Below are 23,616 nucleotides of genomic sequence, written 5' to 3'. Positions count from 1 at the left end.
CCGATGATGAGAGTTTCCGTCCTCGCCGCGGCGCTCCTCCTCTCGGTTCTGGGCCTGACGTTCGCCCCCTCCGGCGGACCCGCGTCGGCTGCGGAGACGATCGCCCAGTGCAACAATGTGGACAACACCCCCGGTCTGGGCCTGAACTGCGACGTGACCGTGGTCAACAACCTCAACGTCGCCACCGGAGTGGCCAATTCCACCGTCACCGTCAAGGAATGCCACGGCCCCGCGAACACGGAGCCGACCTGCACGACCTCGACGAAGAGCTATGACGCGCTCACCACATCGGTCAGCCAGTGCAACTATGCCGCGAACGGCGGCGGCGCCAGCGTCATCTGCAACGTAGACGTCACCAACAACATCACCGGGGCGGCGTCCACGGGCGTCACCGGCGCAACCGTCAACCAGTGCAACGGATCCGGGGCGGAAGGCACCGCACCGACCCTGAACTGCGACCCGTTCCCCGCCAACGTATCCGGCGCGACGATCACCCAGTGCAACGGATCAGTGAACGGCGGCGGCGCTTCCGATCGCGTCACCTGCACGGTGACCCCCTCGACCATGAGCGCGCAGCTGCCGGTCTCGATCAACCAGTGCAACAACACGGCCAACGGCGGCGGATCCGTCGTCACCTGCGCCGCCTCGCTGAAGAACATCAGCCTTGCCTCCTCGACGACGCCCACACCGAAGGCGTCGCCGGTCGCCAAGAACAAACTGCACGACTCCAAGACCGACGGCTTCACGCACGTCTCAGCCGGCGGTAACGACTCCCCCGTCTTCCTCGGGGCCGGAGCGCTGCTGCTGGCCGGGCTGCTGACCGCAGCCTTCGCCGCACGCCGGATTGGTGCCCGTCGCTAAACCGGCGCTGCTCGGCGGAGTAGCGGCGCTTCTCTTAGTGATGTCGGTCGGGTGGATCCTTCTCCACCCGACCGGCCCGGAGACAGCCCCGACGGCCCTGCCGACACCCTCGATTCACCGCGTCACACCGGCGACACCGGCCGCGCCCCTGCCCGTTGCCCCGGACGTTCCCTCGGCTACACCTGCGCCTGATGTCGTGATCAACGCATCCGTGCCGCTGCGTCTCACGGTCCCCTCGATCGGGATCGACGGAGCCGTCTCCAAATACACGCAGTCGATGATCGACAGCCGTGGCGGCTTCGATCCGACCGAACTCACCACCATCGCCTGGGACACGACCATTGCCGGCGGTCTGGCCGGCACGGACTCGACCAATACGGTCTACCTGTACGGACACTCCTGGGTTGACACCGCGGTCTTCAACGACCTGAAGGATCTGCGTCCCGGAGCCGTCGCGAGCATCGACACGGCAAACGGGAGGCTATGCTACGTCGAGCAGAAGTCCCTCAAGCTGGACAAAGCGCAGTACAAGAACAACGACGAACTCACCGACGCCATCCCCAACCGTCTGGTTCTCGTCAGCTGCTACCGCCCCGTGGGCTACGACCCGAACTCCGCCACCGTGCAGAACATCGTCGCGGTGCTGCAACTGGACCAGGACAAGACAAACGTCGGTTGCTGATCACTCGGCCCGCGCGGCCTCGGCAGGCAACGGAAGTGTTCGCACGCTCTCGAACCGGCGCAGCTCCCCGTCGATGGGATCGGTGAACGTCACCTCACTCGCCAGGAGCTGCAGCGGCCGGGTGAAATCGTCGATCGCGACATCCTGAACGACGGGGTACACCGGGTCATCGATGATCGGGATCCCCAGGCCCAGCATGTGCATCCGCAGCTGATGGGTGCGGCCGGTGCGCGGCGTCAGCCGATAGACGCCGATGTCCTGCACGCCGTCCTGCACACCGCCCTGCAGGACGGTCTCCAGCTCGATCAGCGACTCGGCGTTGGCCGGATCGTCGGTCACCTCGGCCTGCCAGTGGCCTCGCCTGGTGGCGAGGTGGTTGCGGACGGTGACGGGGAGATCAAGTTCCGGCCGCAGGGGGGCCAGCGCACGATACGTCTTGCCGACCTCGCCGCGTTGGAACATCGTTTGATACGCCCCGCGCCACCGTCGCTCGGTCGCGAGGACCAGAAGGCCCGACGTCACCCGGTCCAGGCGATGCAACGGCGAGAGCTCGGGCAGCCCCAACTCGGCGCGCAGGCGCACCACCACACTCTGCAGGACGTGCCGACCACGCGGAATCGTCGACAGAAAGGCCGGCTTGTCGATCACGACGAGTCGGGCGTCCCGATGGACTACGTGGATGATACCGGGCACGAAGGCCTCATCGGCGAGGTCGCGATGAAACCAGACGAAGGTATGGGGCTGGTAGGGGTCGCTGCCGACGACCGGCTCGCCCGACTGATAGGCGAAGCGCTCCCCGGCCAGAAAAGCGGCGACATCGACGAACTCGGCGAGACGCTCGAGCAACCAGGCGCCCATGGTCGGCCACGGATGCGGCCGGGCGCGGTCCCGATCGGGCGTGCTCACCCAGGCGGCATCGAGCCCGTGGCGTTGCGGCAACGGTGAGGGCGGGGGCATTCACTGATCGTACGTCGCCCGGTATCCGTCTCACCAACTCGGTGGCGGCCGCGGCGAGCCGAAGCGAATCGCCGCCAACCCCTACAGGTAGTATGGAGATCACACCCCAACCACTACATATGGTTCCTTCGCCCGGCTCAACCCCCCGCCCGATTGTCGTGGGTGCTGACCCCAAGGAGATGGCACAGAGTGTTGAAAATGGAAAACCCCGGCGCAGGAACCGTCCCGACGGGGAACACTCCGAGCACGCTCATGGTGGCCAAACGGGATGGACGCCGGCTCGCCTTCGATGACGCCCGCATCTACGCGGCACTCGCCAAGAGCTTCACGGAGGTCAACGGTGAGCTGACCCCGCTCACGCACCGCACCATCCGTGATCTGGTCGCTCGCGTCAATCGCGAGATAGCCTCCCGCTTCGCGGTGGACATAAAAATCTACGAGGTGCAGAACATCGTGGAACATGCCCTGCTGGACAGCAAGGAATACGACGCAGCCGAGGCATACATTAATTACCGCATCCAGCGGGACTTCGCACGCAGCAAAGCCACCGACATCAACCACTCGATCGTCAAACTGATCAGCAAAGACCAATCGGTCGTCAACGAGAACGCCAACAAGGACAGCGACGTCTTCAACACCCAGCGCGACCTGACCGCCGGAGCCGTGGGCAAGGCCATCGGCCTGAAAATGCTGCCCCCGCACGTCGCGAACGCCCACCAGAAGGGCGACCTGCACTACCACGACCTCGACTACCACCCCTATGCGCCGATGACGAACTGCTGCCTCATCGACTTCAAGACCATGCTGAGTCAGGGCTTCCGGATCGGCAACGCCGACGTCGATCCGCCCCGGTCGGTTCAGACGGCCACGGCCCAAATCTCCCAGATCATCGCTAACGTCTCATCGACCCAGTACGGCGGATGCTCCGGCAACCGCATCGACGAGGTGCTCGCCCCCTACGCCGAGAAGAACCTCGAGAAGCACCTGGCCGACGCCCGGAAGTGGATAACGGACGAGTCGCAGCACCAGCCGTACGCCGAGGAGAAGACCCTCAAGGACATCTACGACGCGATGCAGAGCCTCGAGTACGAGATCAACACCCTGTTCACCTCGAACGGGCAGACACCGTTCACTTCCCTCGGCTTCGGCCTCGGCACCAGCTGGTTCGAGCGCGAGATCCAGAAGGCGATCCTGCAGATCCGGATCGAGGGGCTGGGCAGCGAAAAGCGCACGGCGATCTTCCCGAAGCTGATCTTCACCGTCAAGCGGGGCCTCAACCTCGAACCGGCCGACCCGAACTACGACATCAAGCAGCTGGCGCTGGAGTGTTCCACCAAGCGCATGTACCCGGACATCCTCAACTACGACAAGATCGTCGAACTCACCGGCAGCTTCAAGGTGCCGATGGGCTGCCGCTCGTTCCTGCAGGGCTGGACCGACGAGGACGGCAACGACGTCTCCGAAGGCCGGATGAACCTCGGAGTCGTGACGCTCAATCTGCCCCGGATCGCCCTCGAGGCCGCCGGCGACAAGGGAAAGTTCTGGAGCATTCTCGCCGAGCGGGTGAGCACGGCGCGCGACGCTCTGCTCTTTCGAATCGAGCGGTGCAAGGAAGCGACCCCGCAGAACGCCCCGATTCTTTACGTCTACGGCGCCTTCGGCCAGCACCTGTCGGCCGGCCAGCCGGTCGACACCCTCTTCAAGAACAAGCGGGCCACGGTGTCCCTCGGCTACATCGGCCTCTACGAGGTGGCCGCGTCCTTCTACGGCGGCGACTGGGAAACCAACACCGAAGCCCGTGACTTCACCATCGACATCCTGCGCACGCTGCACGAGCGCACCACTGCGTGGAGCAACGAGTACGGCTACCAGTTCAGTGTGTACTCGACGCCGAGCGAGAGTCTGACCGACCGGTTCTGCCGACTCGACACCGAGAAATTCGGCTCCGTGCCGAACATCACCGACAAGGACTACTACACCAACAGCTTCCACTACGACGTGCGCAAGAACCCGACGCCGTTCGAGAAGCTGGACTTCGAGAAGATCTACCCGACGTATTCCTCCGGCGGGTTCATCCACTACTGCGAGTACCCGATCCTGCAGCAGAACCCCAAGGCACTCGAGGCCGTGTGGGACTACTCCTACGATCGGGTCGGCTACCTGGGCACCAACACCCCGATCGACCACTGTTACGCCTGTGGTTTCTCGGGCGACTTCGACGCCACCGAGCGCGGATTCGAATGCCCCGAGTGCGGAAACGCCGACCCGATGACCTGCGACGTCGTCAAGCGCACCTGCGGCTACCTCGGCAACCCGCAGGCCCGCCCGATGGTGCACGGCCGGCACACGGAGATCACCTCCCGGGTCAAGCACATGGCCGGCGCCACCGGCATCCGTGGGGCGGATGCCGCCGCATCCGTGGCCGCGGATGCGTAACCCCCAGCCCGGCGAGTGGCTGTCGGAGAAGCTGAGCCAGCAGCACGTCGGCGACTACAAACCCTTCGTCTTCGTCGACGGCGAGGGGGTGCGGTGCAGCCTGTACCTGTCCGGGTGCCTGTTCGCCTGTGAGGGCTGCTTCAACGAGGCCACCTGGAGTTTTCGCTACGGACAGCCGTACACCGGTGAACTCGAGGACCAGATCCTGGCAGACCTCGGCCAGGAGTATGTGCAGGGCCTCACCCTGCTCGGCGGCGAGCCGTTCCTCAACACCGGGGTGTGCCTGTCGCTCCTCGACCGGGTTCGCCGGGAACTCGGCTCGTCGAAGGACGTGTGGTGCTGGACCGGCTACACGTTCGAAGAGCTGCTGCTGGAAAGTGCGGACAAGCTCGCCCTGCTCGGCGCGATCGACGTTCTGGTCGACGGCCGGTTCGAACTGGGCAAGCGCGACCCGGGCCTGCAGTTCCGGGGCAGCAGCAACCAGCGGATCATCGACGTCAAGGCTTCCCTCGCCAGTGGCCAGGTGACGCTGTGGGGCGAACTAAAGGATGCGACCAGCAGCTATGAACAGATCGAGAAACGCAACCTGATCTAGAAGTTCTGGAAGTCAGAACAGTGGCCAGGGCACCGCGGGCATGTCGCCCCGCGGTGCCGGGAACCGGCCCTCAGTGCGGAGCCGATCGCAGCGCGCGGCCAGGGCGGCGATCTCGACGTCGCTGAGCAGCTCGGCGAGGGTGTCGCCGAGCTCGCCGGTCAGCCGGGACGTGACCCGGTCGATGCCGGCGAGTTCGTCGGCGCTGAGCTCTTCGCCCAGCCAGCCCCAGAGCACGGTGCGCAGCTTGTGGTCGGCGTGGAACGTGAGTCCGTGGTCGACGCCGTGCCGGTGCCCGCCCGGCATGGCGAGGATGTGGTCTCCCTTGCGATCGGCGTTGTTCACGACGATGTCGAACACGGCCATCCGTCGCAGCGCGGCCGAGTCTTCATGGATCAGCGTCACCGCCCGATTGTGCTCGTCCCGGCCGTCGAAGACCCGGCGCCAGCCCGGGGCCGGGGCGGCTTCCCACGGGACCAGATCGACGGCATCCTGTTCGGGATCCGGCTCCTGCCACAGCTGCACCATCCCGGGGCCCATCGGGCCGCCCCGCAGCCAGGTGCGGGGCACGACGTTCCAGTCGAAGGCCTGCGAGACCCGGTAGGCCGCGACCTCCCGGCCGGCCAGGTTGCCGTCCGGGAAATCCCACAGGGGATGCTCTCCGGCGATCGGCTTGTAGACCACTACCACGCCGCCGATGCTGCCGAGAAAGGTCGCGTTCGAGGCCGTCGTGATGCGGCCGGTGAGTTCGAGCTCGCCGTCGGCGAAGTCGGCGGCCATCGTCAGGGGCCGTCGGGGAAGCTGCAGACGTGCCCGTCCGGGTCGATGGGGCTGCCGCAGAGCGGGCAGAGGGGTCGACCGGCCCCGACCACCTCGTGCGTGCGCTTCGCGAATGCCCGGGCGGTGCCGACAGGCATCCGTACCAACAGCAATCCCTGCGGCTCCTTGGGGCCGGTCAGGATTTCGGCGAAGCTCTCGATCTCACCCGGGGCCTGGTGCGCCTCGATCACGATCTGCACGGTGGAGGGGTCCCAGACCAGGCTCATCGCGCCGGTTGTGAATTCTTCCGTGAGGGGCTGCTCCAGCGGCTCGTTGTCGACGAGCTCGATCGGAGTGTCGGTCGGGATGCCGAACGGATTGCCCTCGCGGGCCCGCAACTCGTCGAGCATCTCATCGACGGCATCCGCGAGCACAGCCGCGTGTTGCTTGTCCAGGCCGATGCTGATCAGGTGAGCCCCGGTGCGCGCCTGCAGGTAGAACCTGCGTGACCCGGGGAGGCCGACGGTGCCGACGACGACCCGATCCGGCCAGGCGAACTCATGGACGATAGTTGGCATGTGGGTATTTTAGGGGCCGGATGTGTGCGGCGCCTGACCGGCTCCGCCACCGACCTGCGCGTCGGCCGAGGGGGTGGCTGCGCCGAGCCAGGAGAGGTCGCCGGCGTCGGTGTTGATGGCGTGCACACTCGGGCGATTGACGCCGTATCGAACGATCGACACGGATGCCGGACCGACGTTGATGCGCTGGAACAGGTCAAGATGCATGCCGAGAGCGTCGGCCAGAACGGACTTGATGATGTCGCCGTGGCTCACCGCCACCCACACCGCACCCGGGCCGTGCTGAGCCTCGAACGCCGCGTCGTGACGGCGGATCGTGGCGACCGACCTGGCCTGCATGGCGGCCAGCGACTCGCCGCCGGGGAACACGGCGGCGGACGGCTGGGTCTGCACCACCGACCACAGCGCCTCCTTGGCGAGATCGCCGAGGGCCCGGCCCTGCCATTCTCCGTAGTCGCACTCGGTGATGCCCTCCTCCTCCACCAGGGTGCCCGGCGAGCGAGGCGAGCCCTCCGAGCCCGGCGTTGCCGACGTGATGGGCCCCACCAGCGAGCCGGCCTGGTGGTCGAGGATCAGTTGCGAGGTCTGCCGGCAGCGCTCGAGGGGGCTGGAGACCACGCCGACCAGGTTCACCGCCGCCAGGCGCTGGCCCGTGAGGGCTGCCTGTTCCTGCCCGATCTGGTCGAGCCTGACGCCGGGGGCGCGTCCGGCTAACATTCCGTCGGCATTCGCGGTGGTGCGTCCGTGCCGCACGAGGATGACTGTGGCCATGGGTACAGCCTAGGCATTGGTTCAGGGCAGACTCCCTCTCAGCCACTGGGCCAGTCCGACGCCCGGGGCCCGGCCTCCACCCGTCTGCGACAGTTCCTGTCCCAAGCGCGTCGAACCAATTCGACGGAACCAATTCGACGGAGATTTTGCGGAAAAACGCCCGTTCAGGCCTGTTGCAGCCCGTTTTGGGCAAAATCTCCGTCGAATTGGTTAGGGCACGGATCGCCCTGCACCGCTCGTCTTTCGATCGCGCCGGACCCTCTAGCATTGCCTGATGGACGCGCAGATGAACCCAGAAGTTGCAGCGAAGCCGCGCGCCAAGCGCGTCACGCACTGGTGGCCGCTGGTGAGCGGGCTGATGGCCCTCGGACTGGCCTTCATCCTCGGCGCTCTCATCGTGGTGCGCGACCAGGGCCTGCCCCTCTCCATCGACACCGAGTGGATGAAAGAGCTGATCGAGAATCGGGCGCCCATCTGGCAAACCCTCGCCCTGGCGATGGACACCCTGGGCGGCGGACTGGTCGCGATCATCATCCTGCCCGTTGTGATCGCCGTCGCCCTGCTGCTGGCGAAACGCCCCTGGGCCGCCGGTTACTTTCTCGCCGCAACGGTGGTGACCGGTGGAGTCGTGCAGCTGCTCAAGAATCTCTTCGGTCGGGCCCGCCCGGAGAACCTGATGACGAACCTCGATTTCGGATCGTTCCCCTCCGGGCACGTCGCCAACGCCGCGACCATGGCCGTGGTTCTGGGCATCCTCTTTCCGCGGGTCTGGGTCTGGGTGGCCGGTTCGGTATACACGATCGTCATGATGATGAGCCGCACCTACCTGGGTGCGCACTGGCTCACCGACACCATCGGTGCGCTGCTGCTCGGAATCGGCGTCGCCGTCGTCATCTGGGCGCCACTGGCCGCGAAACTCGACGGTGAGCACGAGCTCGCCAGAAGCCGGCCACCCGGACGGTTCTCCTGGTCGGTCCTTCACGACAAGCTCATGGTCGAACCACGGATGCTCGAAGCCGCCTCCCGCCGCCGGCTCTACCTGACCTCGATCGTACTGGCCGGCCTCGGTGCCGTGTTCTTCACGGTCATCCTCCTGTCCGTGCTGAACAAAAACGGCTTGACCGTCATCGACGAACCAGTGCAGGCGTGGCTGGCCACGTGGCGCTCGCCCGCTCTGACGTCGGTCATGATCGGTCTGGCCATTCTCTTCGGGCCCATCGCGCTACCGATCACCCTGCTCGTCCTGACGCTCGCCTGGGGTGTCATCGGCAAGCACGCGCGGCGACCCGTGATCCTGGCTGCGGCCATGCTGGTCGGCGTCGTGCTGGGCCAGATCATCGGGCATTCGGTCAACCGCCACCGTCCGCCGACGGAACTCATGCTCTTCGGCCCCGATCCCTCGTTCTCCTTCCCGTCCGGGCACGTCCTCGGCGCGACAGACTTCGTGCTGCTCACGGCCTACCTCGTCTTCTCACGTCGCGCGAGCATCCGTGGAACGGTCGCCGGGTTCGGCTTCGCCGTGGTCTGCATCGTTGCCGCGGCCGTCAGCCGCGTCTATCTGGGTTACCACTGGGCCACGGATGCGCTGGCATCCGTTTCGCTGTCCCTGATCATTGTCGGCGGCGTGATCGCCTTCGACACCTGGCGCACCGCGCGCGTTCCCGAGGAGACGCGAGGTCTCGAGGGCACGAAAGAGGAGACGAAAGAGGAGACGAAAGAGGAGACGAGGGGCGTCTAGTAGAGCCGGGCGCGCCACGCCCGACCGAAACAGTACGCCCCGTAGGCGATGAGCCCGATGGCGATCGCCGTCAGGATGATCTCGCCGGACGGCAGCGCGGCCAGGCTTTTCAGCGCCCCGTCGAGGCCGGTCGACTTGCTCGGGTCCAGCGTGAGCGCGGCGACACCGATCAGAACCGCCATCACACCCAGCGCGATGCCCTTGGCGATGTAGCCCACCATCCCCAGAGCGATGATGGCCGATCCGGCGGGGCCGCTCGGCACCGAGATGTCCGCGGTGAATTTCTTGAGCGCACCCTTGCGCACGAAGTAGCCGCCGATGGCGAGCACGACCAGAGCCACAGCCAGCAGCACGAACACACCGCCCGGGGCCGACATGAGACGGGCACTGGTGTCACGGGTGCTGCCGGCCGAATTCGTCGTTCCTCCGAGCGCGAACGTGGCAGCCGTCCCCGCGAGAACGAGGTAAACCGTCGCCTTACTCGTTTCGACCACTCGGTGCGACCATTTGCGCTTGGGATCGGCTCCCTGAATCAGGAACGCGCCCAGGAGCAGCCACAACCCGAGGGCGAACAGGCCGACCACGACGGCCCACAGCACAAAGACCCCGCCCGGGCTCGCCGCCAGCTGCCCGAACGCACCGGACTGATCGGCGGTGCCACCTCCGCCGACCGCAATGGCGATGGCGAGCCCGGCGATGAGAAGGTGCAACAAACCGTTCACGGCGAAGCCCAGCCGGGCCAGGATCTGCAGACTGTCGCTGCGCTTGGCCGTACGGGCGACTTTGGCCGCTGAATCACTGATCATGGGCTCAGCTTAGGACAGACCTCCGTCACTCCCCCGGAGCAGGTCGTGGGCGCTTGATTCTATGACGTCGTTGCCGCGCCGTGACCACGCAGGCGCCCCTTGGCACCACGTTCAACCAGCACAGGAACATACTCTCTGACCGGCCGCCCATCCAGGGCTTTGTGCTCTTCGAGGACCGCTCGCTCGATGCTCGACCGTGGAATGTGAGGGAATCTCTCGGCCAGTCGATCGACCACCTTCGCGATGGCCCTCAGTTCCTCATCAGTGCTCACGAGGCCATAGTCCTGCCGAACGGCCCGATCGTCAATCCGCTGCGCCGCGGGTGGCCGGCCCGATTGTTCCAGCCGCGGTTACGAAAGATCCTTCGGGGCGACAGGCCGGGAAATGAGGTAGCCCTGCACCGTGTCACAACCCAGATCCCGCAGGAGCCGGCGTTGGCTTTCCCGTTCGACACCTTCCGCAGTGACCTTGAGGCCGAGGGCGTGGGCGGTGTCGATGATCCCGCCCACGAGCAGGGCGTCGGAGGGCGCCGAATCGATGTTGTCGATAAAGGTCTTGTCGATCTTGACCGTGGTCAGGGGCAGGCTGCGCAGCAGGGACAGGGAGGAGAAGCCGGTGCCATAGTCGTCCAGGGCAATGCTGATCCCCGCATCCCGGAGCTGTTGGAGTTGACCGACCGCCCGCGGCAGGTCGGTGATCGCCGCGCCCTCTGTGATTTCGACCTGGATGAGGTACGCGGGAACGCCGTGCCTGTGGAGTGCCTCGACCAGTTCAGGGACGATGGTTCGGGCCGCGAGTTGGAGCGGAGACACGTTGACGGCGATACGGCGCGGGGTTCCCGAATCCAGCCAGCGCCTGGCCTGGGCGCACACCTCGTTGATGACCCTTTCTCCGATCCGGTGGATGTCGCCGGACAGTTCCATGATCGGAATGAATTCCGCGGGCGACACCGCGCCCAGAACCGGGTCGGTCCAGCGCAGCAGCGCCTCCACCGCCGAGCAGTCGCCACTGGCCAGATCCATCTGCGGCTGGTAGCGCAAACTGAACGCGCGGGTCTCGAACGCCTCCGGCAGTCGCCTTCGGATGAGGGCATTCCGCACGATCGGCGCGGCCTCACCGTGCCCGTCAAGACGGGCAACCTGGCGTTTGCCGGACTGCTTGGCCTTGAGCATGGCCCCGTCCGCGTGGCGGAGCAGCGCGTCAAGCTGGGTCAGCTCTCGTTCCGCTGCGACATCGCCGGCCATCGCGACGCCGACGGACGCGGTCACGTGCAGAAGATGGCCGTCGCAGACGAACGGGACCGACGCGCCGAGCACGACCAGATCCGCGATGGCGAGGAGCTCTCCTTCATCCACGTCGATCAACAACACCGCGAATTCGTCGCCGCCCTGGCGGGCCAGGACATCGGTGGGGCGGACAATGTGGCGCAGCCGTTCAGCGAAACCGATCAGGATCTCATCCCCGGCCTGGTGACCGAATGTGTCGTTGATGGCCTTGAAACCGTCGAGGTCGATATAGAGAACCGCAACGCGGGCCATATCCCCGGTACCCCCGATCGCCGCGGCACCACTCTCTTCCAAGTGCCGACGGTTGGGCAGACCGGTCAGGGAATCGTGCAGCGACGCGTAGCGAAAATCCGCGGATAGCCGTTCGAAAATCTGTGACACCGACACGACTCGTGGACCGTCGTCGGTCAGGACGAGCACGTCCCGGTACCGGTTGCCCTCGGGCAGCTCCAGGATGCGCTGGGCCGCGTTCGCCAGGATCATCCGACCGGGAAGCGCGAAGGAATTCTCAGACACCATCTGGATGGCCGTCGAGCGGGCATGCAGGCCGCGACCGTACCCCAGCCGTCCGGTCAGGGTGAACTCCACCTGTTCACGTGTCAACAGGAAGTATGCTCCGCCTTCCTGCACAACGAGCGAACGAAGCTGCTGGTCCGCTCGAAATACCCGGTCGATCTCCGTCATCGGCGTTGTGGCGGACACCTGTTCGACGCTGGTGGCCAGGTCCGCCAAACACACGACCCGGTCGACCCGGCCCGCAGGGTCGAGAACGGCGTCAAGAATGGTGCTCATCCTTCATCAGTATCCGATCGCGACCTCCGGCCCAACTCAACCCGCCGAAGTTTGCCGGCTGTTCAGCCGCCTGTCATCTCTCGTCACAGCCGACAGCAGAACCGGAAGTCTGAACGTCTCCGGGACCCCAGGCCGCGCCGCCACAAGGAGTTCGGCAAACCGTCTGTGCAATAATCTGCGTATGGATGCAGATTCTCACGTGTGTGGCCGCACACCCGACAGCCAGTTCGTCGAGCTGGCCGTTGAAGTGTTCGGCATGCTGGCCGATGCGAGCAGGGTGCGGATCATTCTTGCCCTGCGAGACGGGGAGCTATCCGTGAATCAGCTGGCGGAGGCAGTCGACAAGTCACCGGCGGCCGTCTCCCAACACCTGGCCAAGCTGCGTCTGGCTCGCATGGTGACCACGCGCCATGAAGGGACCCGGGTGTTCTACCGCCTGGAAAACGAGCATGCGAGTCAACTCGTGTCGGATGCGATCTTTCAGGCGGAGCACTCCCTCGGCGGCACTCCGCGCCATCACCACACCCGGAATGAGGCCAGCGCATGAGCGCCCCACACGTGCACTCCCCCGCAGACGGTCTTCCCGGCCACGCCCACACGCACGATCACGAGCACGAGCACGATCATGGACGCGATCACGATCACGATCATGGCGACGGCCATTCCCACGCGCACCCGACCGGGGTCAAGGGGTTCTTCTATGGCCTGTTCGTGCCGCACAGCCACGATGCCGCCGACTCGATCGATGACGCGTTGGAGGCCAGCACCCAGGGCATCCGTGCGGTCAAAATCAGCCTGCTGATCCTCCTCGCAACCACCATCCTGCAGTTCGCGGTCGTACTCGTCAGCGGCTCGGTGGCCCTGCTCGCCGATACCATCCACAATTTCTCCGACGCCCTGACCGCGATTCCCCTGTGGATCGCGTTCATCCTCGGCCGGCGCATCGCGACCCGCCGGTACACCTACGGTTATGGGCGGGCCGAGGACCTCGCCGGGCTCTTCATCGTCGGTGTCGTCGCCCTGTCTGCCGTCGTGGCGGCCTGGCAGTCGATTGACCGGTTCTTCAACCCTCAGCCGCTGCACAACCTGGGCTGGGTGATCGCCGCCGGCCTGATCGGTTTCGCCGGCAACGAGCTGGTGGCTATCTATCGAATCCGGGTCGGCCAGAAAATCGGATCGGCGGCCCTCGTCGCTGACGGCGTTCACGCACGGATGGACGGCTTCACTTCGCTTGCAGTGGTCGCCGGCGCGGTCGGCGTCATGCTGGGATTCCCGTTGGCCGACCCGCTCGTCGGTCTCCTGATCTCCGCGGCGATCATCGTTTTGCTGTGGGGAACGGTGCGGAGCATCGGTCGGCGCCTCATGGACGGGATCGAACCGGAGCTCGTGGACCGGGCGCGGTCGGCGCTGGCCCACAGCCCGGGGGTCCTGGACGTTTCCACCGTCCGGTTGAGATGGGTCGGGCACCGACTTCGCGGTGAGGCACGAATCGTCGTCGCCGACACTTCACTGTCCGTGGCAGAACTGGTGGCCGCCGACGCCGAGCGTCAGGTTCAGCGGGCATTGCCGAATCTCGATCACTTTACGATCCAAACCGTCGCCCCGGAGCCGCCGACGTTGGGACGGTAGGCCATCCGGTCGATTTCCGCTCACTGACGTCCTCGGGAGCGCCTGGCAGCACCCGTGGGCTACGGGATCTTCGCGAGGACCGCGTTGACGACCGCAGCGCCCTCGGCGGCGGCGGCCGCGGCGTCCAGGGTCGGGGCGCTGTCGCCGGACACGTCCTGCGTGTAGATCACGTCGATGCCACCCTTGCTGCCCCCGACCCAAACCTTGTCGGCCCGAGGCTCGGTGTCGCTCAGTTGCGAGACGGAGAAGGACTGCGGGGAATCGACGACGTTGGGCAATTGGGCGACCACTGTGCCTGAGCCCGCCCTCCTGCCGGCATACACGCGGATTTCCTGGACCGAGTCGCAGGATGCGTAGGCCGCGAGCCTCTGCTGGAACTCCGTCTTCGCGGTCGCTCCCTGCGACGCCTGAACAACGCTGATATTCCGATAGTGACGAGACATCGCGTGCTCCATGCCCGCGCGGCCCGGGCGGGACCCGGCCACTGTGCCTGGATCGTAGCGCAGCGTGGCATCCGTGGCGGGCGAAGATTCCTAGGGCAGAGGGCCGCGCCGCGCCAGCATCCCTGCGAAGAGGGCGTGCAGCAGCGGGAGCAAGGAAACGGCCATCAGCACCGTTCCGAACACGACATCGTCGGCACGGAGCAGGACGCCGCCGATCAGCAGGGCGGCGAAGAGGACAGCCGAGATGATCTGCCGTCCGGTTCGCTCGAGACTGCCCAGGCGACGCTCGATCCGAGGGGTCTGCACCGAGACGGTGCCCTCCTCGAACCGCGTCGCGAGGGTGTCGAGCCGCTGGGGCAACCGAGCAATGGTGCCCGCAACCGACATCGCCTGCTTCGCGACCCCCTGCACCAGGTTTCCGCCCTCGGCCCGGATCAGCTGGGCTGAATACGGCTCGACCGAGTTCCAGATATTGAAGGCGGGGTCGAGCGAACTGCACATTCCCGAGGTCAGCGACATCGCCCGCACGATGAGGAGAAAGTTCTCCGGAAGCTGAAACGGCAGCGAGCGCACCACATCACCGAACTCGAGGGCGAAGGCGCGAAACTCGCGCGGGTCGACGTCCTGCAGCTCGGCGAAACCCATCCCGCCGAACCGGGCGAACAGCTTCGTCATCGCCCGTTCGAGTTCGGCGGTGTCGGCGGAGGGCAGGAGTACACCCACCCCACGGATGCCGTCCACCATCCCCTTGCCGTCGCGTGACGCGGCGGCGATCAGCAGCTTGCGCAGACCCTGACGCAGGGCATCGGGCACATCCCCCATCATCCCGAAGTCGATGAAGGTGAACTTCCACGCCCGGCGGCCGTCCGCTGCCCCCGCTCCCCCGACACCTGCGCCGACCAGCGGCGTGACGAAGATGTTGCCGGGGTGCGGGTCGGCGTGGAAGTAGCCGTGCACGAAGAGCTGGTCAAACATGACGGCCGCGAAGTCGGTGGCGACTTCGGACGGGTCGATGCCGGCCGCCCTCAACCCGTCGACATCGTTGATTTTGATGGCGGTCACATCCTGCAGGGTCAGCACGCGCCGGGTGGTGCGCTCCCACACCAGGTCGGGAACGCTGACCCGGGCATCCTCCGCGAAGTCCTGAGCAAACCGCTCGGCGCTCGCGGCCTCGTGCAGATAGTCGATCTCCTCGAGGCTCGTGAACGCGAACTCCTCGACCAGGGCCGGCATGTCGACGCGGTCGGAGACGAGACGGATGTGGCTGAGCCAGCGGGCGACCCGGCGGAGAGCACTGAGGTCGACATCGACGATCGTGCCGATGCCGGGCCGCTGAATCTTGACGACGACGTCGAGCAGGCCTGTGTCGGCCGCATCCAATTGCGACAGCCGGGCGCGGTGCACCTGGCCGAGAGATGCCGCGGCCAGCGGGGTCGGATCGATGAAGGAGAACGCCCGCTCGAGCGTCACACCCAGCTCGGCTTCGGCGAGGGCCCGGATCGCCGGGAACGGCACCGGCGGAACCTCGTCCTGCAGGCCCTCCAGCTCTTTGGTGATCTCCGGCGGGAGCACGTCGAGGCGGGACGACATGAACTGGCCGACCTTGATCATGAGGCCGCCCAGGTCGACGGCGAGCACGTGGAAGCGCTGCGCAATGCGCTGAAGGCGGGCCGACCTGTTGCGGGCGGCTACCCGCGCGAGTCCGACCCGTGGGAGGAACAATTCGTACCACCAGGTCTGCACCAGATAGCGGGCGGCGAAAATCAGGATCCGGCGGGTGCGGGCGCGCATGTTCCCGACGTCGGTCATCTAATCTCCTTGATGCCGACGTGCTGTGGGCACTCGGTCAGTCCTGGGCGAGGATCAGGTAGAGCTTACGACGCGCTTCTTCCAGAACGGCGACGGCCTGCTTCACGTGCTCCGGGTTGCCGGAGCGCCCGACCTGGGCGGCGGCCTGAGCGAGGTCGATGCCGGCCTTGGGCAGTGCGCCCGCCCGACCGCTATCCCGAGCACCCTGGGTTTCCCAGGGCGCCGGCTGATCGGCCGCGGCATCCGCTACCCCTCGCCCCTCGTCCGTGAGCGAGTACGTCTTGCGACCGTTGGACTCCTCCGCGCCGATGAGCCCCTCGTCGGCCAGCAGCTGAAGCGTGGGATACACCGAGCCGGGGCTCGGCTTCCAGGCCCCGTTGCTGCGTTCATCGATCTCGTGGATGATCTGGTAGCCGTGCATCGGCTGCTCGGCGAGCAGCGCCAGCACCGCCGCACGCACGTCGCCGCGCCCCATCCTGGGCCCGACCTTGCGGTCGAACTGTCCGCGAAGTTGCTCCATCGCTTCCCACACGCCGGTCGGCCAGCCCTCGCCGCTGCCGCCGCGGCGCCCCTTGAACCCGTCGCCCATAAATGAACCGCTCATGATGTCCTCCTCAGCGCCGACGCCATCCGGCTCGACGATACCTAACGATATATCGCCCAGACAGATGACGAAACAATGTTCCCATATTCATTCGATCGTCTGGGAAGCTCCTGTGCCCTCATTCACCCGACACACTGGGGGGTCATTTTTTGACCAGCCTGCCGCAGGCCGCATCCGCGTCATAGGCTGAATCACACATGCGATGGACGGGAGACTGAGTTGGCCCAGACGACGACAGCCGGGACGACGGTGGCCGAGGTACTGGCCGAGCTGGCAGCGTTGGAGGACCCGCGGTCTCGCGAGGTGAGCGCCAGGCACGGCGACGACCACGGGGTGAACCGCAGCAAGCTGCGCGCGCTAGCCAAACGGCTGAGGACCCAACAGGAGCTTGCCTGCCAACTGTGGGAGACCTCGGACACGGCAGCCCGACTGTTGGCGATCCTGATTTGCCGTCCGGCGGCGTTCGGGCGGGATGAGTTGACCGTAATGTCGCGGCAGTCGAGCACTCCCAAGGTGCAGGACTGGCTCGTGAACTATGTGGTGAAGAAGAACCCGCACGCCGAGGAACTGCGCGTGACCTGATTCGCCGATCCGGACCCGACGGTCGCGAGTGCCGGCTGGGCCCTGACCACCGATCGGGTGGCGAAGAAGCCCGAGGGCCTCGACCTTGCGGGGCTGCTCGACCACATCGAGACGGAGATGAAGGATGCCCCGGGTCGCCTGCAGTGGGCGATGAACCATTGCCTGGCCCAGATAGGAATCGAGCATGCCGGGTATCGAGCTCGTGCCATCGATATCGGCCAGCGCCTGGAGGTGCTGAAGGACTACCCGACTCCCCCGAACTGCACTTCTCCGTTCGCACCCATCTGGATCACCGAGATGGTGAGCCGACAGCGCGATCAACGGCAGGGCTGAGGAGCAAACGGAACGAAACTAGGATGGTCCGATGCAGTTCTCTCTGTGGTTGGCCCTTGTCGGCGCGGGCACCCTGATCAGTTTCACGCCGGGCGCGGGGGCGATAAACACCATGAGCAACGCCCTGAACGCCGGCTTCCGCCGCTCGATCTGGGGAATCCTCGGCCAGCAGGCCGCGCTGCTCATCCACATCGTGATCGTGGCACTCGGTGTCGGCCTGCTCGTGGCCAGTTCCCCGGTCGCCTTCAACGTCATTCGCTACGCCGGGGCCGCCTACCTCGTCTACCTCGGCATCCGTCAGTTCCTGGCCAAACCGGAACTCGATGCCGGGCGTGCCAGTGCCCTCCGCGACGAGCCCCGCTGGTCGATGTTCCAGCGCGGACTGTGGGTGAACATTCTGAACCCCAAGGCGATTGTGTTCTTCCTGGCGTTCCTGCCCCAGTTCATCCGGGTCGACCGGCCGATGCCGACCCAGTATCTGATCGTCGCCGCCACCGTCGTCGCGATCGACGTTCTGGTGATGTGGTTCTTCTTCGCCGGCACAGCGCGTTCGTTCCAGCGATTCACCCGCGACGCTCACGGTCAGCGCGTGCTGAACCGCACCTTCGGCGTGCTCTTCGTGGGCGTCGGAGTGCTGCTCGCGGTCATCCGCTGAGGGCCTGGGACTCATCACCGACCGAAGGAACGAGGTCGGTGATGACGCCCGGCGAGTAGGTTTAGGAGCATGGAAAGCGGATTCGTCACGTTGTCGCCGCTTCAGGCGCTTGGCATCCCCGTTGCGCTCGTCGGCTCCGTGTTCCTGGCGTTCGGTGCAGAGTTCCAGCACCGCGGCGTGAACAAAGTCGACGCTGCCAGCCACTACAGTGCGAAGACCGGCCTCGGCATCGGGCAGCTGCTGGCCCTGGCCCGCCGCCCCTCCTGGTTGCTCGGAACCCTGATGCTGGGCATCGCGATTGTCCTGCAGCTCATCAGTCTGTTTCTTGCCCCGCTGACTGTCGTGCAGCCGCTGGGCGCCCTGGCACTCGTCATCACCGCCGTCCTCAACGCCCGGTTGACCCGGACCCGACTCACCCGGAGGGCGATCCGAGCGATCTTGTTGTGCGTCGGCGGGATCGCGGTGTTCGTCGGGGTGGCCGCCGTGACGACAACATCCGTGCCCATCCAGACAGAGCAGCTGGTCATCGTGCTGATCATCCTGGCCTTCGTGCTCGCGATCCTTGCCGTTGGCTTCGTCTTCCTCCGGAAGCGGTCGCCGACGGTGTTCTACATCCTCGCCGGCGGCGTTCTCTTCGGTTTCGTCGCGACCCTGGCCAAGGTCGTCATCGCCCGCGTCCAAACCATCGTCTTGCACGGGTTCCAACTCGAGCCGGGAGACGGACTCACGATCGTCGCCCTCGTCGGGATCATTGTCACGGCGTTGGCCGGCACGTACCTCGTGCAGACCGCCTACTCGAGCGGACCGCCGGAGCTGGTCGTCGCCGGCCTGACCGTGATCGACCCGATGGTCGGAGTCACCATCGGCATCGTCGTTCTCGGTGAAGCCACCGCCGCCCCCTGGTGGGCCGGCGTCGTCTTCGTTCTCGCGGGAGCGGTCGCTGTCTTCGGGGTGTTCCAGCTGTCCCGCCGGAGCTCAGCTCCCGGAGGGGCCGTCTGAGGGTGCTTCTGCCGCGACCCGGGCTGCGAACTCCTCCATGCCCGTGGCGATGCTTTCCTGCCGCAGGTCGTCATCTTCGGGGTCCTCGGGTGCTTCGTACGACCAGGACATGTACACGTTGGGGTCGATCATGAGGAACGCGGACAGCGAGCTGCGCGGGATCGCTTCATAGTCGCGCACCTGATCGTCCGAGTCGTCCATGCCCATCCACGCGATGCCCGTGTTCTCTGGCAGGACAACCCAGCCTTGACCTCGGAACACGTCGGCGAGGTCCGGCGGGACGCTGGCATGCACCTGAGCGAAACCACGGGTGGTGAGGGCCGGCGCGAGAGTGTTGAGAAGCTCCCGGCACACCTCCGCGGATCCACCGGTGATCAGCAGCTCGACGACGGCGGTGCCGTGGTCGAGCACTATCGCATCGTCAATGTCCTCGTCGGTGGAGTCTTCGTCGAGCTGGTCTTCGTCAACATAGCTGTCGGGTTCGGTGACGATGGCGCCGAGAAGTCGGCCGTCATCGGTTTCGGCGACCAGGGCGAATGCCTCGGACACACCCTGAAGCTCGACAGTGTCGTCGAAGTAGATCTCGGGTGCGTCATCGATGTCGGCCTGCGGGTGCTCAACGAGCAACGCGACAAACGCTGCCCGATGCTGCTTCCCCAGACGTCGGACTCGGAAGCTCGGTTGCTCGCTCATGCTTGAGCCTTTCGACGATGTTCTGCGTGCTGTCACGCTCCGGTTCCGGAACACTCGAGCCTACTCGGTCGGGTCGGTGAAGAAACCCTCCTCGACCATCCAGGCGTAGGCCACATCGGCGGGTTCCGCGCCGTCGACGTCGATCTGTCGGTTCAGGCCGCGCAGCACCTCGTCGGTGAGCCGGGGTGAAATCTCGGCGAAGATCTCCTCCAGGCCGGGGTTGGCCTCGATCGTCTCAGTGAAGAAGACCGGCGCCACGTTGTATGCAGGGAAAAACGCGAGGTCGTCGGTCAGAACGACGAGGTCGAGTGCGTCGAGGCGGCCGTCCGTCGTGAAGACCTCGCCGAAGTTGCAGGCTCCGTCGTCGTCGTCGGTCGCGCTGTAGATCGCACCGGTGTCATAGATGCCGATGTTGCCGTCGGGCACGCCGTCGGCGGCCCCGCGTTCCAGTCCGTAGCGCTTGAGAATGGGATTCATGCCGTCCGGCCGGGAGTTGAATTCGGACTCGACGCAGAACGTGCGGTCTTCGACCGGCAACGCCGCCAGTTGGGACATGGTCGTGATACCGCCCAGCTCGGCGACCGCCTCACTGCGCACAGCCAGGGCGAAAGTGTTGTTCATGGGTGCCGGCGTGCCCCAGGTGAGGCCGTTCTCGATGTCCCGGTCGTGCACGGCCTGCCACATTTCGCCCTGATCGGCGATCGCCTCGGCCTGACCGAGGTAGGTCAGCCACGCGGTCCCGGTGTATTCCCAGAGCACGTCGGCCTGACCGGAGAGGATTAGTTCGCGGGTCGGCTGGCTGCCGGGCAGATTGCTCAGGTCGGTGACGTCGAATCCCGCCGCGGTCCCGGCGAGCACCGCAATCTTGCCGAGCAGCAGCTGCTCCGTGAAGCTCTTGGACGTGACCGTGAGTTCGACGCCCTCGGCACCGTCGAGCGGGGTGATCGATCCGGGACCAACCGCGGGCACGTACGAGGTCGACGGTTTCAGGCCGCAGCCGGTCAGGGCGACGGCGGACAGGGCGAGCACACCGGCTGCCAGACCCCAGCGGCCGAGGGGCATGCGGCGGGCGCGAGGAGAGGAACGGTACATCTAGAGTCCCCTTCGGGCGGGCAACGTGTTCGACAACGCGGCCGACCCAGTCGATGAGCAGGGCGAGGAGAGCCACGAGCAGGGCTCCGGTGACGAGCACGGGGGTGAGGCTGAGATTGACGCCCGTGATGATGAGGATGCCGAGCCCACCGCCGTTGACGAACGTGGCCGGGGCTGCGGTGCCCACCAACAGAACGAGGGCGGTGCGCACTCCCGACAGCATGACCGGAACGGCGAGCGGGAGTTCCACGCGAAACAGCACGGCTGCGGAGCTCATGCCCATGCCACGTCCGGCCTCGACCAGGCGGGCATCGACCTGCTGCAGCCCGACCATGGTGTTGCGCAGCACGGGAAGCACCGCGTAGAGCACGAGGCTCAACGTCGCGGCCCAGAAGCCGAAACCAACCCAGAACGCGAGCAGCACGACGACTCCGATCGCGGGGGCGGCCTGCCCGACGTTGGCGATCGCGAGCACCGGAGCGGTCAGAAACCGCAGGGGCCTGCGGGTCAGGGCGATCCCCAGAGGAATCGCGACGACCAACACGATCACCGCGGCGAGCAGGGTGAGCTGGATGTGCCCCACGGTGTAGACCCAGAGCGCGGCCGGGGCGAGGGTGGTGAGCTCGATCGGCGAGAGGTTGGCCGTCAGCAGCCAGATCAGGAGCGTGAGGAACGCGAGCAGGATGCCGGCCAGCTGGTAGACCAGTCCCCGCCAGGAATGCCACACGGCGCGGGCACGGCTGACCGGTGCAGCCTGCGCGGACGCGTCGTCGGGCGTGACGGCGAAGTCGTCGCCGACACTGTCGGCATCCGTCTTCAGGGTTGTGGTACTCACTGAGCGGCCCGCGCGTCAGCGCCGCTGCTTTCGGAATCGCTGCTGTCGGTCTCGCTCAGGTCGGCCTCCGCGGCAGCCGCCTGCGCCTGGAACAGTCCCGTGTTCAGGCCGATGGGCGCCTGATCTGACTCGAGCACCGCAGCGGTCTGTGACCGGGTGATGGCGTCCATCACGGTCTGCACGTCGATAACGCCCTTGAACATCTCGCGGCGGCCGGTGACGAGCGCGGCCCCGGCGCTGGAGACGAGCATCGTGTCGAGCGCGTCATTGAGCGTGGCACGGTAGCCGACGACCGGGAGTTTCGGGTCGGGAACGTTGCCGATGACCTCGAGGCGGCCGAGCTTGCGCCGGGAGAGCCTTTGGACGGGACGGCGACGCTCATCGACGATGACCGCGTGCCCCTGGCCGGCCTCGACGACGCGGGTCAGGACATCCGCTGCCCGTTCGCCGGGAGTTCCCACGACGGCGTCGCTGAGGCCGACCTCCGCCACCCGGGTCAGGGTGAGCTGTTTGAGGCCGGCGCCAGACCCGATGAAGTTTTCGACGAACTCGCTGGCCGGGTCACCGAGGATGCGTTCCGGGGTGTCGTACTGCTCCAGCTGGGCGCCCTCGTTGAAGGTGGCGATCCAGTCGCCGAGCTTGACGGCCTCGTCAAAGTCGTGGGTGACGCAGACGATGGTCTTCTGCAGTTCTTCCTGGATGTTGATCAGCTCGTCCTGCAGGCGAAGGCGGGTGATCGGGTCGACGGCGCCGAAGGGCTCGTCCATGAGGAGCACGGGCGGGTCTGCCGCGAGGGCGCGCGCCACGCCGACGCGTTGCTGCTGGCCACCGGAGAGCTCCTTGGGGTACCGGTCGCGGTAGAGCGCGGGGTCGAGGGAGACGAGCTCGAGGAGTTCGTCGACGCGGGCCGTCATCGGCGCCTTCATCCCCTTCATCAACTACGGCTCGGGCCTCCTCGCGCTCGTCGGCGCTGTCCTCGGCCTCGTCGCTGTGCTTCAGAAGCGCGCGCGGACCACCGCGATCGCCGGGCTCGTCATTTCCGTCGTCGCCATCATCCTTTCTGTCATCATGGCCGTCGTGTACATCGCCGGGTTCGCGGCCGCGGTCGCGGACTCCGTCAGCACCAAACCGGTCGCCGAGGCGCCCGCCGCGGACGCTCCCGCTGCGGACGCGCCCGCTGCCGACAGCGCGGCGGTCGGCACCTGGGAGAACCCGGCACCCCTTGGCACAACGGTTGTCGTCAAGAACGCGGGCGTCCCCGCATGGGAGGTGACGTTGAACGCGTCGACCCTCGACGCGAACGCGGCGATGGCAGCGGAGAACCAGTTTAACGACGCGCCTGCCGCCGGTAGCCAGTGGGCGATGGTCCCGGTCACCGTCAAATACGTCGGCACGGAGACCGGCAACCCGGCCTTCGACCTCACATTCAGCTTCGTCAGCGCCGCGGGCACGACCCACCAGGTGTTCGACCACATTGCTATGGGCCCGAACGAGCTGAGCGCGACCAACGACCTGTACCCGGGAGCCACGGCCACCGGCAACGTCGTCATCGAGGTCCCGTCCGCCGATGTGGCGATAGGCACATGGACGGTGAAGTCGGTCTTCGGCGAGGACTTCTTCTACGCCGCCCAGTAAGAACCGAGCACGATTGAACGCCGTTCACACCGTCGTGTGGGCGGCGTTC

General features: G+C 66.2%; 22 protein-coding genes and 3 pseudogenes. 11 read left to right on the top strand and 14 right to left on the bottom strand.

The annotated features are described in order from the left end of the window. Nucleotides 1-6 precede the first annotated feature (6 nt). Nucleotides 7-861: a hypothetical protein gene (locus E3T24_RS02960; protein WP_134368030.1), complete on the top strand. Its 855-nt coding sequence runs from the start codon at nt 7-9 to the stop codon at nt 859-861. 196 nt (nt 862-1,057) lie between these two features. After that, a complete protein-coding gene (locus E3T24_RS02955; protein WP_160141109.1) occupies nt 1,058-1,543 on the top strand; it encodes a class F sortase in 486 nt (161 codons plus the stop codon). Here E3T24_RS02955 and E3T24_RS02950 read toward each other — a convergent pair whose 3' ends face one another. Continuing rightward, entirely contained in the window at nt 1,544-2,401 is an 858-nt protein-coding gene (locus E3T24_RS02950; RefSeq protein WP_241978598.1) for a pseudouridine synthase, read from the bottom strand. A gap of 297 nt (nt 2,402-2,698) precedes the next feature. Here E3T24_RS02950 and nrdD point away from each other — a divergent pair, with 297 nt between their 5' ends. Both nrdD and nrdG read left to right on the top strand, forming a co-directional pair. Beyond that, nucleotides 2,699-4,936: an anaerobic ribonucleoside-triphosphate reductase gene (gene nrdD, locus E3T24_RS02945; RefSeq protein WP_134368033.1), complete on the top strand. Its 2,238-nt coding sequence runs from the start codon at nt 2,699-2,701 to the stop codon at nt 4,934-4,936. Further along, a complete protein-coding gene (nrdG, locus tag E3T24_RS02940) occupies nt 4,929-5,531 on the top strand; it encodes an anaerobic ribonucleoside-triphosphate reductase activating protein (protein ID WP_134368034.1) in 603 nt (200 codons plus the stop codon). The genes nrdD and nrdG overlap by 8 nt, the downstream gene beginning before the upstream one ends. A 12-nt stretch (nt 5,532-5,543) precedes the next feature. On the opposite strand, the gene E3T24_RS02935 is transcribed toward nrdG, so the two are convergent. Genes E3T24_RS02935 through E3T24_RS02925 form a run of 3 tightly spaced genes read right to left on the bottom strand, consistent with a single transcriptional unit; the run spans nt 5,544 to nt 7,636 of the window. Continuing rightward, entirely contained in the window at nt 5,544-6,308 is a 765-nt protein-coding gene (locus tag E3T24_RS02935; RefSeq protein ID WP_134368035.1) for an SCO1664 family protein, read from the bottom strand. A 2-nt stretch (nt 6,309-6,310) separates the two neighbouring features. Next, entirely contained in the window at nt 6,311-6,865 is a 555-nt protein-coding gene (locus E3T24_RS02930; protein WP_134368036.1) for a DUF3090 family protein, read from the bottom strand. 9 nt (nt 6,866-6,874) lie between these two features. Continuing rightward, nucleotides 6,875-7,636 carry a histidine phosphatase family protein gene (locus E3T24_RS02925; RefSeq protein WP_134368037.1) on the bottom strand — a complete coding sequence of 254 codons (762 nt, stop codon included), beginning with the start codon at nt 7,634-7,636 and terminating at the stop codon, nt 6,875-6,877. Nucleotides 7,637-7,910: 274 nt separating this feature from the next. Between E3T24_RS02925 and E3T24_RS17825 the strand changes: the two genes are divergently transcribed. Beyond that, the gene (locus E3T24_RS17825; RefSeq protein WP_241975749.1) at nt 7,911-9,374 is read left to right on the top strand and encodes a phosphatase PAP2 family protein; all 1,464 of its coding nucleotides are present in this window, start codon (nt 7,911-7,913) and stop codon (nt 9,372-9,374) included. Here the strand turns inward: E3T24_RS17825 and E3T24_RS02910 are convergent. Both E3T24_RS02910 and E3T24_RS02900 read right to left on the bottom strand, forming a co-directional pair. Beyond that, the gene (locus E3T24_RS02910) at nt 9,371-10,180 is read right to left on the bottom strand and encodes a DUF1206 domain-containing protein (protein WP_134368038.1); all 810 of its coding nucleotides are present in this window, start codon (nt 10,178-10,180) and stop codon (nt 9,371-9,373) included. The two genes, E3T24_RS17825 and E3T24_RS02910, sit on opposite strands and share 4 nt — an antisense overlap. Nucleotides 10,181-10,530: 350 nt before the next feature. After that, on the bottom strand, nt 10,531-12,258 hold the full coding sequence (locus E3T24_RS02900) for a bifunctional diguanylate cyclase/phosphodiesterase (RefSeq protein WP_134368040.1): 1,728 nt from the start codon (nt 12,256-12,258) through the stop codon (nt 10,531-10,533). 181 nt (nt 12,259-12,439) lie between these two features. Between E3T24_RS02900 and E3T24_RS02895 the strand changes: the two genes are divergently transcribed. Next, a complete protein-coding gene (locus tag E3T24_RS02895) occupies nt 12,440-12,805 on the top strand; it encodes a metalloregulator ArsR/SmtB family transcription factor (protein ID WP_166787164.1) in 366 nt (121 codons plus the stop codon). Here E3T24_RS02895 and E3T24_RS17815 read toward each other — a convergent pair. Then, entirely contained in the window at nt 12,775-12,933 is a 159-nt protein-coding gene (locus E3T24_RS17815) for a hypothetical protein (RefSeq protein WP_241978597.1), read from the bottom strand. The genes E3T24_RS02895 and E3T24_RS17815 overlap by 31 nt on opposite strands. A gap of 36 nt (nt 12,934-12,969) precedes the next feature. On the opposite strand from E3T24_RS17815, the gene E3T24_RS02890 reads away from it, so the two are divergent. Next, nucleotides 12,970-13,887, top strand: a complete 918-nt coding sequence (locus E3T24_RS02890) for a cation diffusion facilitator family transporter (protein WP_241975747.1) — start codon at nt 12,970-12,972, stop codon at nt 13,885-13,887. Between the two features lie 59 nt (nt 13,888-13,946). Here E3T24_RS02890 and E3T24_RS02885 read toward each other — a convergent pair whose 3' ends face one another. The 3 genes from E3T24_RS02885 to E3T24_RS02875 all read right to left on the bottom strand — a co-directional run bounded on the left by E3T24_RS02885 (nt 13,947) and on the right by E3T24_RS02875 (nt 16,728). Further along, nucleotides 13,947-14,330, bottom strand: coding sequence for a hypothetical protein (locus E3T24_RS02885; RefSeq protein WP_134368042.1), 384 nt, complete (start codon nt 14,328-14,330; stop codon nt 13,947-13,949). Between the two features lie 90 nt (nt 14,331-14,420). Continuing rightward, nucleotides 14,421-16,139, bottom strand: a complete 1,719-nt coding sequence (locus E3T24_RS02880) for an AarF/UbiB family protein (protein WP_134368043.1) — start codon at nt 16,137-16,139, stop codon at nt 14,421-14,423. 37 nt (nt 16,140-16,176) lie between these two features. Further along, on the bottom strand, nt 16,177-16,728 hold the full coding sequence (locus E3T24_RS02875) for a PadR family transcriptional regulator (protein WP_241975759.1): 552 nt from the start codon (nt 16,726-16,728) through the stop codon (nt 16,177-16,179). A gap of 234 nt (nt 16,729-16,962) precedes the next feature. Between E3T24_RS02875 and E3T24_RS02870 the strand changes: the two are divergent. The 3 genes and pseudogenes from E3T24_RS02870 (at nt 16,963) to E3T24_RS02860 (ending at nt 19,312) form a co-directional block, all read left to right on the top strand. After that, nucleotides 16,963-17,658: pseudogene (locus tag E3T24_RS02870) on the top strand (DNA alkylation repair protein). A gap of 31 nt (nt 17,659-17,689) precedes the next feature. After that, nucleotides 17,690-18,313, top strand: coding sequence for a LysE family transporter (locus E3T24_RS02865; RefSeq protein WP_134368045.1), 624 nt, complete (start codon nt 17,690-17,692; stop codon nt 18,311-18,313). Nucleotides 18,314-18,382: 69 nt separating this feature from the next. After that, on the top strand, nt 18,383-19,312 hold the full coding sequence (locus tag E3T24_RS02860; protein ID WP_134402324.1) for a DMT family transporter: 930 nt from the start codon (nt 18,383-18,385) through the stop codon (nt 19,310-19,312). Here E3T24_RS02860 and E3T24_RS02855 read toward each other — a convergent pair. From E3T24_RS02855 to E3T24_RS02840, 4 genes and pseudogenes are all read right to left on the bottom strand, one after another. After that, nucleotides 19,289-20,005 (bottom strand): hypothetical protein, encoded by a 717-nt coding sequence (locus E3T24_RS02855; RefSeq protein WP_134368047.1) that lies wholly within the window; start codon nt 20,003-20,005, stop codon nt 19,289-19,291. The genes E3T24_RS02860 and E3T24_RS02855 overlap by 24 nt on opposite strands. A 60-nt stretch (nt 20,006-20,065) precedes the next feature. Further along, nucleotides 20,066-21,097, bottom strand: coding sequence for a glycine betaine ABC transporter substrate-binding protein (locus E3T24_RS02850; protein WP_241975746.1), 1,032 nt, complete (start codon nt 21,095-21,097; stop codon nt 20,066-20,068). A gap of 7 nt (nt 21,098-21,104) precedes the next feature. Further along, nucleotides 21,105-21,758, bottom strand: a pseudogene (locus E3T24_RS02845) (ABC transporter permease); the annotation flags it as partial. Between the two features lie 170 nt (nt 21,759-21,928). After that, nucleotides 21,929-22,840: pseudogene (locus tag E3T24_RS02840) on the bottom strand (ATP-binding cassette domain-containing protein); the annotation flags it as partial. Between the two features lie 82 nt (nt 22,841-22,922). On the opposite strand from E3T24_RS02840, the gene E3T24_RS02835 reads away from it, so the two are divergent. Then, a complete protein-coding gene (locus E3T24_RS02835; RefSeq protein WP_134434268.1) occupies nt 22,923-23,567 on the top strand; it encodes a DUF4190 domain-containing protein in 645 nt (214 codons plus the stop codon). The last annotated feature ends 49 nt before the right edge of the window (nt 23,568-23,616 follow it).

Origin of the sequence: Cryobacterium sp. TmT2-59 (assembly GCF_004403545.1) — a bacterium.
GTDB classification, from domain to species: Bacteria; Actinomycetota; Actinomycetes; order Actinomycetales; family Microbacteriaceae; genus Cryobacterium; species Cryobacterium shii.
The sequence above is the reverse complement of the archived record's forward strand: the minus strand, read 5'-3'. Positions and strand labels throughout refer to the sequence as shown.